Origin of the sequence: Salinicola halimionae (assembly GCF_003206065.1) — a bacterium.
Classification (GTDB): domain Bacteria; phylum Pseudomonadota; class Gammaproteobacteria; order Pseudomonadales; family Halomonadaceae; genus Salinicola; species Salinicola halimionae.
The window spans coordinates 1,208,270-1,223,206 of the sequence record NZ_PZJQ01000004.1 but is presented as its reverse complement, the minus strand read 5'-3'; the positions used below and the strand labels follow the sequence as shown (position 1 = coordinate 1,223,206).

Annotated in this window: 16 protein-coding genes; 11 read left to right on the top strand and 5 right to left on the bottom strand. The window is 59.3% G+C overall.

The window, feature by feature from the left end:
* Positions 1–37: 37 nt before the first annotated feature.
* The gene (locus DOM27_RS11355) at positions 38–658 is read right to left on the bottom strand and encodes a TetR/AcrR family transcriptional regulator (RefSeq protein ID WP_110656091.1); all 621 of its coding nucleotides are present in this window, start codon (positions 656–658) and stop codon (positions 38–40) included.
* 677 nt (positions 659–1,335) lie between these two features.
* Here DOM27_RS11355 and DOM27_RS17895 point away from each other — a divergent pair.
* From DOM27_RS17895 to yidD, 5 genes are all read left to right on the top strand, one after another.
* A complete protein-coding gene (locus DOM27_RS17895) occupies positions 1,336–1,764 on the top strand; it encodes an EamA family transporter (protein WP_157956758.1) in 429 nt (142 codons plus the stop codon).
* A 50-nt stretch (positions 1,765–1,814) separates the two neighbouring features.
* Positions 1,815–2,105, top strand: a complete 291-nt coding sequence (locus tag DOM27_RS11345; RefSeq protein ID WP_110656089.1) for a YciI family protein — start codon at positions 1,815–1,817, stop codon at positions 2,103–2,105.
* Between the two features lie 90 nt (positions 2,106–2,195).
* Entirely contained in the window at positions 2,196–2,639 is a 444-nt protein-coding gene (locus DOM27_RS11340) for a transcriptional repressor (RefSeq protein WP_075562293.1), read from the top strand.
* 36 nt (positions 2,640–2,675) lie between these two features.
* Positions 2,676–3,119: a phosphoribosyl-AMP cyclohydrolase gene (gene hisI / locus DOM27_RS11335; protein WP_110656088.1), complete on the top strand. Its 444-nt coding sequence runs from the start codon at positions 2,676–2,678 to the stop codon at positions 3,117–3,119.
* An 8-nt stretch (positions 3,120–3,127) separates the two neighbouring features.
* Positions 3,128–3,448 carry a membrane protein insertion efficiency factor YidD gene (gene yidD, locus DOM27_RS11330; RefSeq protein WP_245392682.1) on the top strand — a complete coding sequence of 107 codons (321 nt, stop codon included), beginning with the start codon at positions 3,128–3,130 and terminating at the stop codon, positions 3,446–3,448.
* A gap of 19 nt (positions 3,449–3,467) precedes the next feature.
* Here yidD and DOM27_RS11325 read toward each other — a convergent pair whose 3' ends face one another.
* Entirely contained in the window at positions 3,468–3,896 is a 429-nt protein-coding gene (locus DOM27_RS11325) for a SufE family protein (RefSeq protein WP_110656086.1), read from the bottom strand.
* A gap of 175 nt (positions 3,897–4,071) precedes the next feature.
* Here DOM27_RS11325 and DOM27_RS11320 point away from each other — a divergent pair, with 175 nt between their 5' ends.
* Complete coding sequence (locus DOM27_RS11320) at positions 4,072–5,046, top strand: DNA-binding protein (RefSeq protein WP_157956757.1); 975 nt, start codon at positions 4,072–4,074, stop codon at positions 5,044–5,046.
* A 15-nt stretch (positions 5,047–5,061) separates the two neighbouring features.
* Here the strand turns inward: DOM27_RS11320 and DOM27_RS11315 are convergent, their stop codons facing one another.
* Together DOM27_RS11315 and nfuA are read right to left on the bottom strand one after the other, a co-directional pair.
* Positions 5,062–6,039 (bottom strand): TAXI family TRAP transporter solute-binding subunit, encoded by a 978-nt coding sequence (locus tag DOM27_RS11315; protein WP_110656084.1) that lies wholly within the window; start codon positions 6,037–6,039, stop codon positions 5,062–5,064.
* Positions 6,040–6,231: 192 nt separating this feature from the next.
* Complete coding sequence (nfuA, locus tag DOM27_RS11310; RefSeq protein ID WP_110656083.1) at positions 6,232–6,819, bottom strand: Fe-S biogenesis protein NfuA; 588 nt, start codon at positions 6,817–6,819, stop codon at positions 6,232–6,234.
* Positions 6,820–7,016: 197 nt separating this feature from the next.
* On the opposite strand from nfuA, the gene metH reads away from it, so the two are divergent.
* From metH to DOM27_RS11295, 3 genes are all read left to right on the top strand, one after another.
* Positions 7,017–10,805, top strand: a complete 3,789-nt coding sequence (metH, locus tag DOM27_RS11305; protein WP_110656082.1) for a methionine synthase — start codon at positions 7,017–7,019, stop codon at positions 10,803–10,805.
* Positions 10,806–10,919: 114 nt separating this feature from the next.
* Entirely contained in the window at positions 10,920–12,572 is a 1,653-nt protein-coding gene (locus DOM27_RS11300; RefSeq protein WP_110656081.1) for a nitrite/sulfite reductase, read from the top strand.
* On the top strand, positions 12,565–13,119 hold the full coding sequence (locus DOM27_RS11295) for a DUF934 domain-containing protein (RefSeq protein ID WP_425353292.1): 555 nt from the start codon (positions 12,565–12,567) through the stop codon (positions 13,117–13,119). The genes DOM27_RS11300 and DOM27_RS11295 overlap by 8 nt, the downstream gene beginning before the upstream one ends.
* 98 nt (positions 13,120–13,217) lie before the next feature.
* Here the strand turns inward: DOM27_RS11295 and smrA are convergent, their stop codons facing one another.
* Positions 13,218–13,817 carry a DNA endonuclease SmrA gene (smrA, locus tag DOM27_RS11290; protein ID WP_110656080.1) on the bottom strand — a complete coding sequence of 200 codons (600 nt, stop codon included), beginning with the start codon at positions 13,815–13,817 and terminating at the stop codon, positions 13,218–13,220.
* 184 nt (positions 13,818–14,001) lie between these two features.
* Between smrA and DOM27_RS11285 the strand changes: the two genes are divergently transcribed.
* Positions 14,002–14,430 carry a gamma-glutamylcyclotransferase family protein gene (locus tag DOM27_RS11285; RefSeq protein ID WP_157956756.1) on the top strand — a complete coding sequence of 143 codons (429 nt, stop codon included), beginning with the start codon at positions 14,002–14,004 and terminating at the stop codon, positions 14,428–14,430.
* Positions 14,431–14,557: 127 nt separating this feature from the next.
* Complete coding sequence (locus tag DOM27_RS11280; RefSeq protein ID WP_245392681.1) at positions 14,558–14,923, top strand: arsenate reductase family protein; 366 nt, start codon at positions 14,558–14,560, stop codon at positions 14,921–14,923.
* Positions 14,924–14,937: the final 14 nt, after the last annotated feature.

Below are 14,937 nucleotides of genomic sequence, written 5' to 3'. Positions count from 1 at the left end.
CGGAGAGTGACGCGAGGGTTTCAGCGTCACTCTTGCGTCAGGTGTCGGTTTCAGACGGCAGAACCTGAAAGAGACTCTGAGGCAGGCTCTGATGAAGATCCTGATGAAGCCATTCGCGGGTCTGCTCCAGGATGTCGTCAGACAACGCAGGGTCATCCACCGCGCGTGCGAGAATCACCGCCCCTACCATCGCCGACCAACGGCCCATCGCCGCTCGGCGTTTATCTTCGGCCTCGGCTTCCGGCGAGGCCTGACCCAGACTCTCGAGCTGATGACGCAAGCCTTCGGTCAGTGCCCGCTTGGCGGCTAGCGGCTGGTGGCGCGTTTCAGCGGCGAGACAGGCGGTCGGACAGCCCCCGGCGGCATTGTCGCGATGCCGGGGCGACAGATAGCGATCAATGATGGCGTCGAGATCGAGCGAACTCGAATCCGGCGACTGCGGCGCCAGTGGATGCACCTCGAGTGCATGAGACAGCGCCTGCGCCACCAAGTCATCCTTGGAACGAAAATGCCCATAAAACCCGCCATGAGTGAATCCCGCAGCCTTCATCACTTCCGACACGCTCACAGCCTCGAAGCCTCGATCACGGAACAGACGGCTCGCGGCATCAAGGATGGCGCAATGGTTTTCCTCCATCTGGGCACGGCTGACTCTCATTGATATTCCTTTCTCGACGTTCTGGTTGACGCTTAGATGATGACGGTCATATTATCGCCATTAAACATGACGTCAATCATGAATAAATTCAAGCCATCATCGGTATGAGAGGCAAACCATGAGTTCGCTTCCGTCAATTCTGATGACCGGCGCCTCCTGTGGCACCGGGGCGACTCATACCGATCGGTTTGCCCGCCGAGGTCACGATCTCGTCCTCGTCGTACGCAACGACGTCAAAATGAATGTCCTGGGAGCCAACCTGCTTGAGGCGTATGGCGTAGGCATCGATATCATCAGAGCCGATCTGACTCGACCCGACGATATCCGTGTCGTCGAACAGCGTCTGCGGGATGACTCAACCATCGACAGCCGAAGATGTCACCTGGCTTATCGTACTCAACACAACGGCGCCGGCTCGATTGGCCAATGCGGTCGCCCCGCATTTTCATGCGGTCTCAGAATGTTTCGTACCCGGAGAAAGGATCGCTGAGTGTTACGACCAACGTGCCTCCACTGGCTTGCTGGTATCCGAGGCTACTCAGGTCTCTCGGCAGGGACAGGGCCACCCGGCATTTACTCTCAGGCAAAGATCGACGGCTGAGGCCGAACGAAAGATGATTCCTCGAAACCGAAGTTCAGGGCGTAAAAACGCCGAAAACGGCTCAAGTGGGTGGAACATGAACTATTTATCCTGGGCTTTACTGGGGATGGTCGGTTACTCGTTCACCACGATACTGGTCAAGCTGGCCACGCGCAGCGGACAGTTTTCCAGCTTTGTGGTCTTGGCAATCGCCTGCATCATTACCATGGTTTCCGTCATTGTCATTATCTATATGCGCGGCGACCTGCAACAGCTTGAGCCGAGAGACCTCGTCAGCAGTAGTGCGCTGTTCGCCTATGCTACCGGTATCGCGCTTACCGTTGCCGTGTCGTCGTTATTCAAGGCACTGTCGCTGGGTCCGGCCAGTGCCGTTGTGCCGATTTACGGCATGTTCATCGTCGGTGCATCGATATTGGGCTTCGTGTTTCTCCACGAGCCAATCACCGTGCGCAAGATCGCTGGAATTGGCTTTGCCGTCGTGAGCATTGTCCTCCTGTCTCGCTGAGACTGGAATTTTCAGCCTCGAACCCTTTCTCCCCACAGGAGGCTTTTCCAATGCCATGCTATCTCTGCAAGTACATTCCGCCACGCGCCGACTTCCTTGAGACCATGACGGATGAAGAGCAAGAGCTAATGCGCCGGCACGGCGACTTTCTCGATCGCTTACTCGAAGAAGGATTAATCGTCGCCCACGGGCCAGTCATGGACCCCTCCGGCGGCTACGGCGTCTCACTCTATCGAATTGCAGACGGTGAGCTGATCGAAACACTCACCGCACAGGATCCGATCGTGAAAACGGGCTGCGGTCGTTACGAGCACTATCCGATGCTGCACCTAAAGAGCTGAATAACCAGCGCCACTTCTTAGGCCTCCGGTGGCTCCCGTCGACGCTAGCGCGTAGAATATGCCGCTCTCGATACTTGCCCGGGAATATCGATGCACGATTCGGATGTACTCCTCAAGCAGGCGGACCAACAGTGTCAGGAACGCGGCGTTCGATTCACGCCGATTCGCCGACGCGTGCTGGAGATGATCTCCGGAACGCCCGGCGGCCTCAAAGCCTACGATCTGCTCGATCGCCTTTCGGACGAACATGCCGCAGCCAGACCGCCGACGGTCTATCGCGCCCTGGATTTTTTGATCGAGCAAGGCCTGGTTCATCGCATCGAGTCACTCAACGCCTATATCGCCTGTCCATGCCCAGAGCATGTACATCGATTTCAGCTGCTGATCTGTCGTCACTGCGGCCGCGTCGAAGAGCTGCACCAGGAAGCCGTGGGAGAAATGCTATCCCGCACGGCCCGCGAACGCGGATTCACGATCCAGCGCCAGACCATCGAACTGCTCGGTGCCTGTGACGCCTGCCTCGAAAAAGCCTGATTGCGCGACGACCGAACACGCTCAACGGAAAATTTCATGTCCGGACTTTTTCACGATCTCGAAAACCTGCCGCCAGGCGCTCAGGTGGCGATGGAAGATTTGCTGTCGGCCGCCAAATGGAACGACGACGGTCTGATACCTGCCATCGCGCAGCAGCATGATAGTGGCGAAGTCCTGATGATGGCCTGGATGAATCGTGCAGCGCTGGAAGAAACATTGAGCACTGGACGGGTCTGCTACTGGTCTCGTTCGCGCCAGGCGTTCTGGCGCAAGGGTGAGACTTCGGGCCAGCAACAGCACCTCGTCGAGGCGCGATTCGACTGCGACGGCGACACCCTGCTGCTCCAGGTTGAACAGTCCGGCCCGGCATGCCATACCGGCCGGCGCAGTTGCTTCTATCTCAGGCTGTCGCCTTCCTCCGCAGAAATCGACCGCGAACCGTTGATGTCTCCGGATCAACTCTACGCCGGGAAACGCTGAGACTCGCCGTGATCGCCAAGCTCGCCACCTGGCTGCTGACCGTGCTGATACAGATCTACCGCTACGCGATCAGCCCCCTGCTCGGCCCGCGCTGTCGCTTCTGGCCTACTTGTTCCAGTTACGCACTGGAAGCCATCCGCCTACATGGTCCTTGGCGCGGCGGCTGGCTGACGATCCGCCGACTTTCGAAATGCCACCCGTTTCATGTCGGCGGTGTCGACCCTGTTCCCGAACCCAAGAACTGTCGCTGCCAACCCAGCAACGGCACTGGTAACGACACCACCGGATGTGACAAGACGAGTCGTGACAAGGCCGATCATGATGCATGAGCGCCGCTGACGGGCGATCTCAGTGGAGCTTTTGATCGAGTCTCGCTTCCCGCGCGATCGTGTAGATCCGTTCGATCATGGCGTGCAGGCCATTGCTGCGAGTCGGAGACAAGTGCTTGTCTAGCCCTAACTCGGCCAGAAATTCGGGTTCGCCATCGAGAATCTCCTGGGGTTCGCGATCGTTATAGATCCGCATCAGGATGGCGATCAGACCGCTGACGATGGCCGCGTCCGAAGTCGCCCGGAAACCCAATCGACCTGCCTCTTGCGTGGATCGCAGCCATACGTTGGATTGGCAGCCTTCGATCTTGTAAGCCGAAATCTTGTCTGCGTCGGGATATTCCGGAAGCTGGCGCCCCATATCGATGATGTACTGATAACGATCCATCCAGTTATCGAACATCGAAAATTCGTCTCGCAATTCGGCCTGGGCCTCTCTGATACTCATGGCGCCTCCTGTGATGAATGTCATCATTATAAGGCTTGGACGACCGAATCCCCATAGATGGACCCTCTTTCATTACATAGTGATTTTTACGTATACAGCTTACGTAAATCGCCTATGCTGTCTCTCAGGAGCCATCAGAAGCTCCCGCATTATCAGCAACGCAAGGGAATTCGACATGGCACGTAATGGTATTCGTTATGACGACGTCTGCCGCGCCATCGACACGCTGCAACAGCGTGGCGAAACGGTCAGCGTCCAGAAAATCCGCGAGCTCCTCGGCACGGGCAGCTACACCACGATCAGCGACCATCTTCGCGAATGGCGGCTACGTCAGAGCGGCGATTCATCAGTACAGTCCATTCCTCGCAACCTTGAGCGCCCTGAAGGACTCGACACCTGGGTTGCGGATATCTGGGACAAGGCCCAGCAGGCAGCCTACGAGAAGCTGGCGGTCTATCGCAAAGAGGCCGACGAGCAGATTCGTGAAGCCGATGAAATCAGCCATCAGGCACAGCGTCAGAGTGAAAATGCCGAGCAACGGCTGCAGGCGCTCAATGACCACATGCTGCGCGTTCAGGAACGGCTCGAGAACAAGACGACTGAAGCCGCCCACCTCCAGGCCGAGCTGCAATCCGTTCAGTCAACCCAAAGTCAGCAGCAGAAACGTATTCTCCAGCTCGAGCAGACCTGCCAGCGCCACCAATCAAGCCTGGAGCAGGCCGAGAAACAGCATCGCGAAGCGGTGGCCAAGCAGCACCAGGCAAACCAGACCAAGCTCGCTCAGGAAGAAAAACGTCATGAGTCCGCCGAGACTCGCCTCATGGGGTTACTGGAGGATGCACGCCAGGAGCGTTTGAAACAGGAGAAGCAGTACGAACAGCGTCTGGCTTCACTGGATCAACGCTGCGAGCGCCTACAGCAGGACCTCTCGGAGCAGCGACGTCAGTACGGTCAACTCCAGGAGTCTTTGCGCGCCGACAAGGTGCATATGGAACAGGCTGAAAGTGGAAAACGCGTCAGTGACGACCGAGTCAAATCGATGCAGCAGGAACGCCAGCGCCTGGAAAGCGAGCTCAAGAATTTACGTGCGGCCAATCGCGAGCTTCACGATCGACTGTCTCGTGCTGCTCTACCGCCCACGGCGAGCTGATGTGCCGGGCACCGGTCAGTCGGCTTCAGACGGCAGCAGCCCCACTTCTTCATAATAACGCCGCGCCCCGGGATGCAGGGGCGCGGTCAAGCCATTATCGATCATACCCGTTGGCGTCAATCTCGCCAGTGATGGGTGCGAATGGCGGAAGGCATCCATGTTTTCGAACACCGACTTGACCAGCTGATAGACGCTCTCTTCGCTCACATCCGCCCGCGTCATTAGCGTCGCCCTGACACCGAAGGTCGTCGTGTCGTTCGGCGTGTTGGCGTAGGTGCCACCGGGAATCACGGTGACGCTGTAATACGGCGTTTCGGCAATCAAGGCAGCGACGTCCGGCCCCGACACGTTGACCAGATGCGCGCCGCAACGCTGAGTGGCGTTATCGATCGCCTTCGAGGGGTGACCCACGACGTAGAAGAACGCATCCAGTTTGCCGCTGCACATCACCCGGGTCATGTCCTCCGGTTTCAATTCGCTGGCCAAAGTGAAGACCCCCTCCGTCTCACCCTTGACCTTCAATAGCGCGTCCAGCGTGGCTCGATGGCCGGACCCGGGATTGCCGACATTGACTCGTTTCCCTTTCAGGTCGTCGAACTGACGGATCTGGGGCGACGTGGCGACGACCGTGAAAGCCTCCGCGTGCAATGAGAACAGTGCTCTCAGGTCGGGACTGGGACCGCTGTCATAGAACTGGGCGGTGCCCTCCAGAGCCGCGTACTGAATGTCCGATTGAACGATTCCGAAATCGAAGTCGCCGTTGCGCACGCCGTTGGCGTTGTAGAGCGAACCTCCGGTCGATAGCGCCCTACAGGCCGAGTCGGTGGATTGTTGGTAGGCACGACAGATGGCCTGACCCACCGGGAGGTAGATGCCGGAAGCATCGCCGGTGCCGATCACGATCGGCGCGCCGGCCCAGGCGAAGCCTACCCAGAACATCGAGAGGCAGGCCATGAAGTGGCGGCTCGCCCGCCCTATTGCTGTCGAACGCATTCGCATGTCTCCGCAGCGATACCCTGTCGAGCTTGAAAGCTCGACGCTAATTAAGCGTATCGGCCGCGGCGGTCAAAGCTGAATGCAGCCGCGAGGCTGAAACGAGATTGGCGAGGCGGGGACCCGCTCGACGAGCACACCCACAGGCGTTGGTGACCACTAAAGCGCTGGTCATCACTACCCCTTGGCCGATCAGTAGTATGCGTTGGTCGTATCGGTATGATCGGTCACGTCGCGAATGCCGGCCAGCTCGGGGATGCGCTCCATCAGCGTCTTCTCGACCCCTTCCTTGAGGGTCAGATCGACCGCCGCACAGCCCTGGCAACCACCGCCGAACTGCAGGACGGCGATTTGCTCTTCGGTCAGCTGGATCAATCGAATCTCGCCGCCATGCGACGCCAGCCCCGGATTGATTTCGCTATAGAGGATGTAATTCACCTGATCCTCCAGCGGACTGTCGGCATTGACCTTCGGCATCTTGGCGTTGGGCGCCTTGATGGTTAGCTGGCCACCCATGCGATCCGGGTTGAAATCGACGACGGCCTCTTCCAGAAACGGCACGCTATTCTTGTCGAGATAGACGCTGAACCTTTCCAGCTCGAGCCGCTCGTCGGTCGGCTCTTCCTCTCCCGGACGGCAATAAGCCAGACAGGTCTCGGCGTACGGTGTACCGGGTTGCGTGATGAAGACCCGCACGGAAATGTCGTCGACGCCCTGCTTGGCCAGTAGATCGGCCAGATATTCCTGGCCGCTTTCGGTAATCTGAATCGGTTGGCTCATGAGACTGCGAACTCTGCTTGAGATGTCTCATTATGGTAGGAAAAAGCGGGCACCAAAACAATCCCGAGTGATTTAGTCAGGCTTATCGCTGGATTATCGCCAACGTCCCGCCAGTCGTGCCTTTCTGATACCATGCGGCCCCTTGGCGTCTCGGACGGGACGCGATCCGTTCCCCCTGCTGTTGGAGTGTCGTCGCCATGACTGCCATTACCCCCGCCTTTTCGCCCGATTCGTCGAACCAGGCGCTGAGAAAGACGCTGGGCGAGCGCATCGTGATTCTCGACGGCGGCATGGGAACGATGCTTCAGGATTATCGCCTCGAGGAAGCGGACTTTCGCGGCCGACGCTTCGCTGATTGGCCCAGCGAGCTCAAGGGCAACAACGACCTGCTGACGCTGACGCGACCGGATATCGTGGAATCGATCCATCGCGCCTATCTCGAAGCCGGTGCCGACATCGTCGAAACCAACACCTTCAACAGCACTCAGCTGTCCCAGTCGGACTACGGCATGGAGTCGCTGACCGTCGAGCTCAACCGCGAAGCGGCGCGGCTGGCACGGGAAGTCTGCGACGCCGTCGCCGAGGAAAGTGGCGTGCCGCGCTATGTCGCCGGGGTGCTGGGCCCCACATCGCGCACCGCTTCGCTGTCACCGGATGTCAACGACCCCGCCCGGCGCAACGTGACGTTCGATCAACTCCGCGATAACTATATCGAAGCCGCTACCGCCCTGATCGAAGGCGGCGCCGATCTGATCCTGATCGAGACGATCTTCGACACGCTCAACGCCAAGGCCGCGATCTATGCCCTCGAGGCGCTGTTCGAGACGCGCGGCGAACGCCTGCCGGTGATGATTTCCGGCACCATTACCGACGCCTCCGGACGCACGCTTTCCGGCCAGACCACCGAAGCGTTCTGGAATGCCGTGCGTCATGCCCAGCCGCTGTCGGTCGGATTGAACTGCGCGCTGGGTGCCGAGGAACTGCGCCCCTATCTCGAAGAGCTTTCGAACAAGGCCGACACCTTCGTCTCCGCGCATCCCAATGCGGGCCTGCCCAACGAATTCGGGGAGTATGATCAAACCGCCGAGGAGATGGCGGCGATCGTGGGTGAATTCGCCCAAAGTGGTCTGATCAACGTCATCGGTGGCTGCTGCGGTACGACACCCGAGCATATCGCGGCGCTCAAGCGCGTCGTCGAGGGCGTGGCACCGCGGGTGATACCGGAGCGCCCTGCTGCCTGCCGGCTTTCCGGTCTTGAGCCGTTCAATATCGAGACAGACTCGCTGTTCATCAACGTCGGTGAACGCACCAACGTGACCGGCTCGGCACGCTTCAAACGGCTGATCCAGGAAGAGGACTACACCACCGCACTGGAAGTCGCGCTGGAGCAGGTCGAGAACGGTGCCCAGGTGATCGACATCAACATGGACGAGGGCATGCTAGAGTCCGAGGAAGCGATGGTGCGCTTCCTCAACCTGATCGCCGGCGAGCCGGACATCGCGCGCGTACCGATCATGGTCGACTCCTCGAAATGGTCGATCATCGAGGCCGGCCTCAAATGTATTCAGGGCAAGGCAATCGTCAACTCGATCTCGCTGAAGGAAGGCGAATCATCGTTTCGCCATCAGGCTAACGAGTGCCGGCGCCACGGGGCTGCGATCGTGGTCATGGCGTTCGACGAACAGGGTCAGGCGGACACCTTCGAACGCAAGACTGAGATTTGCGAGCGCGCCTACCGTCTGCTGGTAGATGACATCGGCTTTCCGGCCGAGGACATCATTTTCGATCCCAACATCTTTGCCATCGCCACCGGGATCGAGGAACACAATAATTACGCCGTCGATTTCATCGAGGCTACGCGGTGGATCCATCGCAATCTGCCCCACGCGATGATTTCGGGCGGTGTCTCCAACGTGTCGTTCTCCTTCCGTGGCAACAATGCGGTGCGCGAAGCGATCCACTCGGTGTTTCTCTATCACGCGATCAAGGCAGGGATGTCGATGGGCATCGTCAATGCGGGCCAGCTCGCCGTCTATGACGACCTGCCGACCGCACTGCGCGAGGCTGTCGAGGACGTGGTGCTTAATCGCCGCGACGACGGCACCGAGCGATTGCTCGATGTGGCCGAGCAGTACCGTGGTGACGGTAGCGGCGCGCCCCGGAAGGAAGATCTCGAGTGGCGCAGCTGGGAGGTCAACAAGCGCATCGAACATGCCCTGGTCAAGGGCATCACTGCTTATATCGAGGCCGACGCCGAAGAAGCGAGAGCCGCCGCCGAGCGCCCGATCGAAGTGATCGAAGGGCCGCTGATGGATGGCATGAACGTGGTCGGCGACCTGTTCGGTGCCGGTAAGATGTTTTTGCCCCAGGTGGTCAAGTCCGCCCGCGTGATGAAGCAGGCCGTCGCCTACCTCATCCCGTACATCGAGGCGGAAAAGTCCGGAGAGGTGCAGTCCAAGGGCAAGATCATCATGGCGACCGTCAAGGGCGACGTTCACGACATCGGCAAGAACATCGTCGGCGTGGTATTGCAGTGCAACAACTACGATGTGATCGACCTTGGCGTGATGGTCCCCGCCGAAAAGATCCTCAAGACCGCCCGCGACGAGAACGCCGACATCATCGGCCTATCCGGCCTGATCACGCCATCGCTCGACGAAATGGTCCACGTGGCCAAGGAGATGAAGCGTCAGGGCTTCGAGCTGCCCCTCCTGATCGGCGGTGCCACCACGTCGAAAGCACACACGGCCGTCAAGATCGCGCCGCAGTACGACGAGCCGGTGATCTACGTCAGCGATGCGTCCCGTGCCGTGGGCGTCGCTAGCCGTCTGCTCTCGCCCGCCCAGAAACCGGGCTACTTTGCTGATATCCGGCAAGAATACGACCAGGTTCGCGAACGCAACGCCAAGCGTCGCCCCAAGGCCTCGGACATCAGCTACGCGGCAGCCAAAGAGCGACGCTTCAAGATCGACTGGAACCGCTTCGAGCCGGTCAAGCCAACCCAGCCCGGGCTCACCGTGTTCGATGATTACGATCTCGACGAACTGGTCGAATTCATCGACTGGACGCCGTTCTTCATGACTTGGCAACTCTCGGGCAAGTATCCCCGAATCCTCGACGACGAAGTGGTCGGTGAAGCCGCCAGCAATCTGTTCCGCGATGCCCAGGCAATGCTGCGCAAGTTGATCGACGAGCGACACATTCAGGCGCGCGGGGTGATCGGTCTGTGGCCCGCGAATAGCGTCGACGACGACGTGATCGAGGTCTATGCCGACGAAAGCCGTGAAACCGTGGTCGAACGGCTTCACCACATTCGCCAGCAAAGCACCAAGGGCCGCGACGGCATCTGTCACAGCCTGGCCGACTTCATTGCGCCGCGCTATCGAGAGAACGGTGAGCCCAGCGATAAACTCGACTGGATAGGCGGATTCGCGGTGACATCCGGCCATGGCGCCGACGAACTGGCCAAACGCTACGAAGCGGCAGGCGACGACTACAACGCGATTCTGGTCCAGGCGCTATCGGATCGTCTGGCGGAAGCCCTCGCCGAGCGTCTGCACGAGCGCGTGCGCAAGGAATTCTGGGGCTATGTGCCGGAAGAGACGCTCGACAACGATGCCTTGATCGCGGAGAAATATCAGGGCATTCGCCCGGCGCCCGGCTATCCGGCCTGCCCCGATCACACCGAAAAGGCCACGCTGTTCCGACTGCTTTCCGCCACCGACCATACCGGTATCACCTTGACCGATAGTTTCGCCATGTGGCCGGCGGCGGCGGTCTCGGGTTGGTATTTTGCCCACCCGGCCTCGAAATATTTCTCTACCGGCAAAATCGGTCGCGATCAGGTCGAGGATCTGGCTCGACGCAAGCCGATGCCATTGGCAGAGCTGGAACGCTGGCTATCGCCCGTGCTCTCCTATGACCCGGATGATAGAGAGCCCAACGATACCGCTGAACAAGGTACACGCTCCGAGCTGGCTTCCTGACGCGGCCGTAATAACGATAAAGCAATAAATTATGATCATTTATTCTTTTGTAGAATAAAGCACCCGCGGTAAGGTGCATTCATTGGCAATCCATGACTAGCAGGATCAGGCCCGATGTATCGCTACGATTCCTATGACCAGACGCTCGTCGACGAGCGCGTTGCGCAGTTCCGTGACCAGATGGACCGCTATCTCGCCGGCAAGCTCGGTGAAGAGGAGTTTCGTCCGGTTCGATTGCAAAATGGCCTGTATATTCAGCGCCATGCGCCGATGCTGCGAATCGCTATCCCCTATGGCATGTTGAGCAGCCATCAGCTCCGTGCGCTGGCGGCGATTACTCGTCGCTACGATCGCGGCTACGGCCACTTCACTACTCGCCAGAATCTGCAACTCAACTGGCCGGCGCAGGAAGACGTGCCCGACATCCTCGCCGATCTGGCCAAGGTGCAGATGCACGCGATTCAGACCAGCGGCAACTGCATTCGCAATACCACCAGCGATCAATTCGCGGGTATCGCCAAGGACGAAGTGGTCGACCCGCGCCCGTGGTGCGAGTTGATTCGGCAGTGGTCCACGCTACATCCCGAATTTGCTTACTTGCCGCGCAAATTCAAGATTGCCGTTACCGGCGCTACCGAAGATCGCGCCGCGATTCATGTACACGACATCGGCCTGCGGCTGTTCTTGAACGATGCCGGCGAGCTGCGCTTCCGTGTGCTCGCCGGGGGCGGCATGGGTCGCACCCCGATGATCGGCGAGGTGGTGCGTGCCGATCTGCCATGGCAGCACCTGCTGACCTATCTCGAGGCCATCGTTCGTGTCTACAACCAGTTCGGTCGGCGCGACAACAAGTTCAAGGCGCGGATCAAGATCCTGGTCAAGGCACTGGGTGTCGAGGAGTTCGCTCGTCGCGTCGAAGCCGAATGGGCCCATCTCAAGGATGGCAGCCAGACGCTCAACGACGACGCGGTCGACGAAGCGCGCACCCACTTCCCCGAGCCCGATCGCCGGCCGGTAGCGGAGTCGGCGATCGTCGCTTTTGATCAGCTACGTCAGGACAATCGTGCCTTCGCGCGCTTCGTGACCAACAACGTCATGGATCATAAGGTGCCGGGTTACAAGGCCGTCACGCTGTCCTTGAAACGTCGCGAGGCGGCGCCGGGCGATATCACGGCGGATCAGATGGACGCCGTGGCTGATCTGGCGGAAACCTTCGGCTTTGGTGAACTGCGTGTCACCCATGAACAAAATCTGGTGCTGTCCGACGTCCCTGTCGACGAGATCGAAGTGCTGTGGCAACAGCTGGATGCATTGGGCATGGCCAACCCGACCGTGGGCACGCTCAACGACATCATCTGCTGCCCGGGTGGTGATTTCTGCTCGCTGGCCAACGCGGTATCGATCCCCATTGCCCAGGCGATTCAGGAACGTTTCGAAGATCTGGATTTCCTCTACGACCTGGGCCCGATCGATCTGAACATTTCCGGCTGCATGAATGCTTGCGGACATCACCACGTCGGCAATATCGGCATCCTCGGCGTCGACAAGAAAGGCGAGGAGTACTACCAGATATCCCTGGGCGGCAACGCCGACGACGACGTCTCGCTAGGCAAGATTCTGGGGCCGTCCTTCTACCGCGAAGACGTGCCTGATGTCATTGATAAGGTTCTTCAGGTTTATGTTGAAAAACGCCTGGATGAAGAACGCTTCCTCGACACCTACCGCCGGGTCGGCCATCAGGCGTTCAAGGAGCGGGTCTATGCTTGAGTCTGACGTTCAAACTCCTGTGGATACGCAAGAAACCCAGGAAGCCGCCGCCTCGACGAGCGCGCTCATCAAACTCGGTCAACCCGTGACCGACACCTGGATGCTGTCTCGCAGTGACGAAACACTACCGGGACCAGATCAGCGCCCCGCCATCGTTCCGCTGACGTTGTGGCTGCAACACGCAGATCGCGATGATCTCGCGCCATGGTTGCCGAGTGACGCGGAACTGACCCCGGAACTCGTGGCCGCCATTGAGAAAGCCGCACTAGTTGCGATCGACTTCCCCGCCTTTACCGATGGCCGTGGCTATACGCTGGCACGGCTATTGCGGGAGCGCTTTGGTTACACCGGCGAGATCCGGGCGATCGGCGACGTGCTGATCGATCAGCTCTACTACATGGGTCGCTGTGGCTTCGATGCGTTGGCGCTGCGCGAGGATCAGGAACTCGAACCGGCTTTGAATGCGCTCAAGGCTTTCAGCGTCAGTTATCAGCCGGCCGTGGATCTCGGTGAACCGCTCTTTGCTCGGCGTTTGAGAGAACGCTGAAACGTCGACAGGCGGCGTCGTTTCTTGACCGGTAACAATGATGACCCCGGCTTCGGCTGGGGTCATGGCGTTAAGCCGGTTCACTCAGGAAAGTCGTTTCAACCGCGGCGCTTCTGCTGACGTTCACGATTGTTGGCTCGCGCCCTTTCGGACTTGCGCAGCATCACGAAGGTCGCTCCCAGACCGCCCTGCTGAGCCGGCGCCGAGCTGAATGCCTGGACCTGATCGAACTGTTTCAACCAATGATTGAGGTAGGAACGCACGACATTGGGCCTTCCATCGTCATCGCGTGAACGCCCGTGCACGATGAGAACGCTACGCAGATCGTGCTCGTAGGTATCGCGAAGGAAGCCGAATACCGCCCGACGGCATTCGATCAACGGCATGCGTAGCAGGTGCAGGCGCGCTTCGGCGGCATAACCTCCGTGACGCAACCTTTCCAGCACACCAATCTGGATTCCGTCACGGCGGAACTCGATCGGATCGTGAGCGCCTAACAGATCGACGAATTCGTCGGACAGGAAGTCTCGCTCGTCTTCACTGGTCTGCTGTGCACTCTCGCGCCGAGCCAGTTGGGCATCCGACGGCGACATTTGGGCACGGACGAGCGTCGCCTTGTCGCGACCCTTTCTGAGAGGCTGCACATCGTTACCCAAGGCTTCCTGGAATGCCTGGTGGTCGTTGGGTGCGTAACTCATAATGGCGTTCCTCCGTCAGTAACGTCGTTGACGCTTCGACTTCAAATGCTAGCACGGGGTTCGGGAGCCCAATCAACGTCTTGTCGTTTCTTCTCCCGCCATGTCATATCGGTACATTGTGTATGCTGGCAACAGTATTTCCTGCGACGCCTTCCCAGCTCCTTCACACAGATCAGGGTCTGCCATGATACGACGGCTTCTCACGTGGTTTTTCGCGCTGCTAATCGCGGGGGTCGCCATTGGCGGCGGATATTTCTGGTATACCTTCATGAGCCCCTATGGCTATCAGCCAACGGAAACGGCGATCGTCGACGAGCGAGTTCCCGAGCAGGACGTTTTTGTCTACGGCACCCTGCGCCACGATTGGTTACGCTGGATCATCATGGGGACACCAGCCAACACGCGCACCGCCACGCTGGAAGGATACCGCCGACAAGATCTCGACATTCTGCCGCAGGTGAGTGCCGAGGTGCCGGGAGAAGTGCTAACGGTCAGCCCCGATGCCCTGAAAGCTTTGGATCGTTACGAACGGCTGGGGATTCGCTACACGCGGGATAGCGTCAAACTCGAAGACGGCACCATCGCATGGGTCTACAGGCGCTTGCCGGAATAACTCCGAAACGTGGCATCGCGGGCTGTGATTGAGGCCGCTGCGCTACAACCGCTACAATGCGGGTTCTGCTCCACTGCGATGTCGACTACCGTACTGGCTATCGCCGCACTCACATCGCCGCACTGACATGGAAGGTTCCGCCACACCGATGCCCACGCTGACGCTGTACCACAATTCGCGCTGTTCAAAGTCCCGCGAAGCGCTCGCCTTGCTGGAGTCGCGCGGCGTTGCGGTCGTCGAACGCCGTTATCTGACCGATCCGCTTTCCCGAGAAGAACTGGAGGGGCTAGCCCAGCGTCTGGGCGACGATGCCGACCAGATGCTGCGGCGTGAAGAGACGGAATGGCAAATGCGAGGCATCGACGAGCCGACACGTACGCAAGTCATCGATGCGATCGTCGAACATCCGCGCCTGATGCAACGGCCGATCGCCGACGATGGCGAGTATGCCGTGATCGGACGCCCACCCCAGGCCGTTCTCCAACTGATCTAGCGTTCCTGTATTGA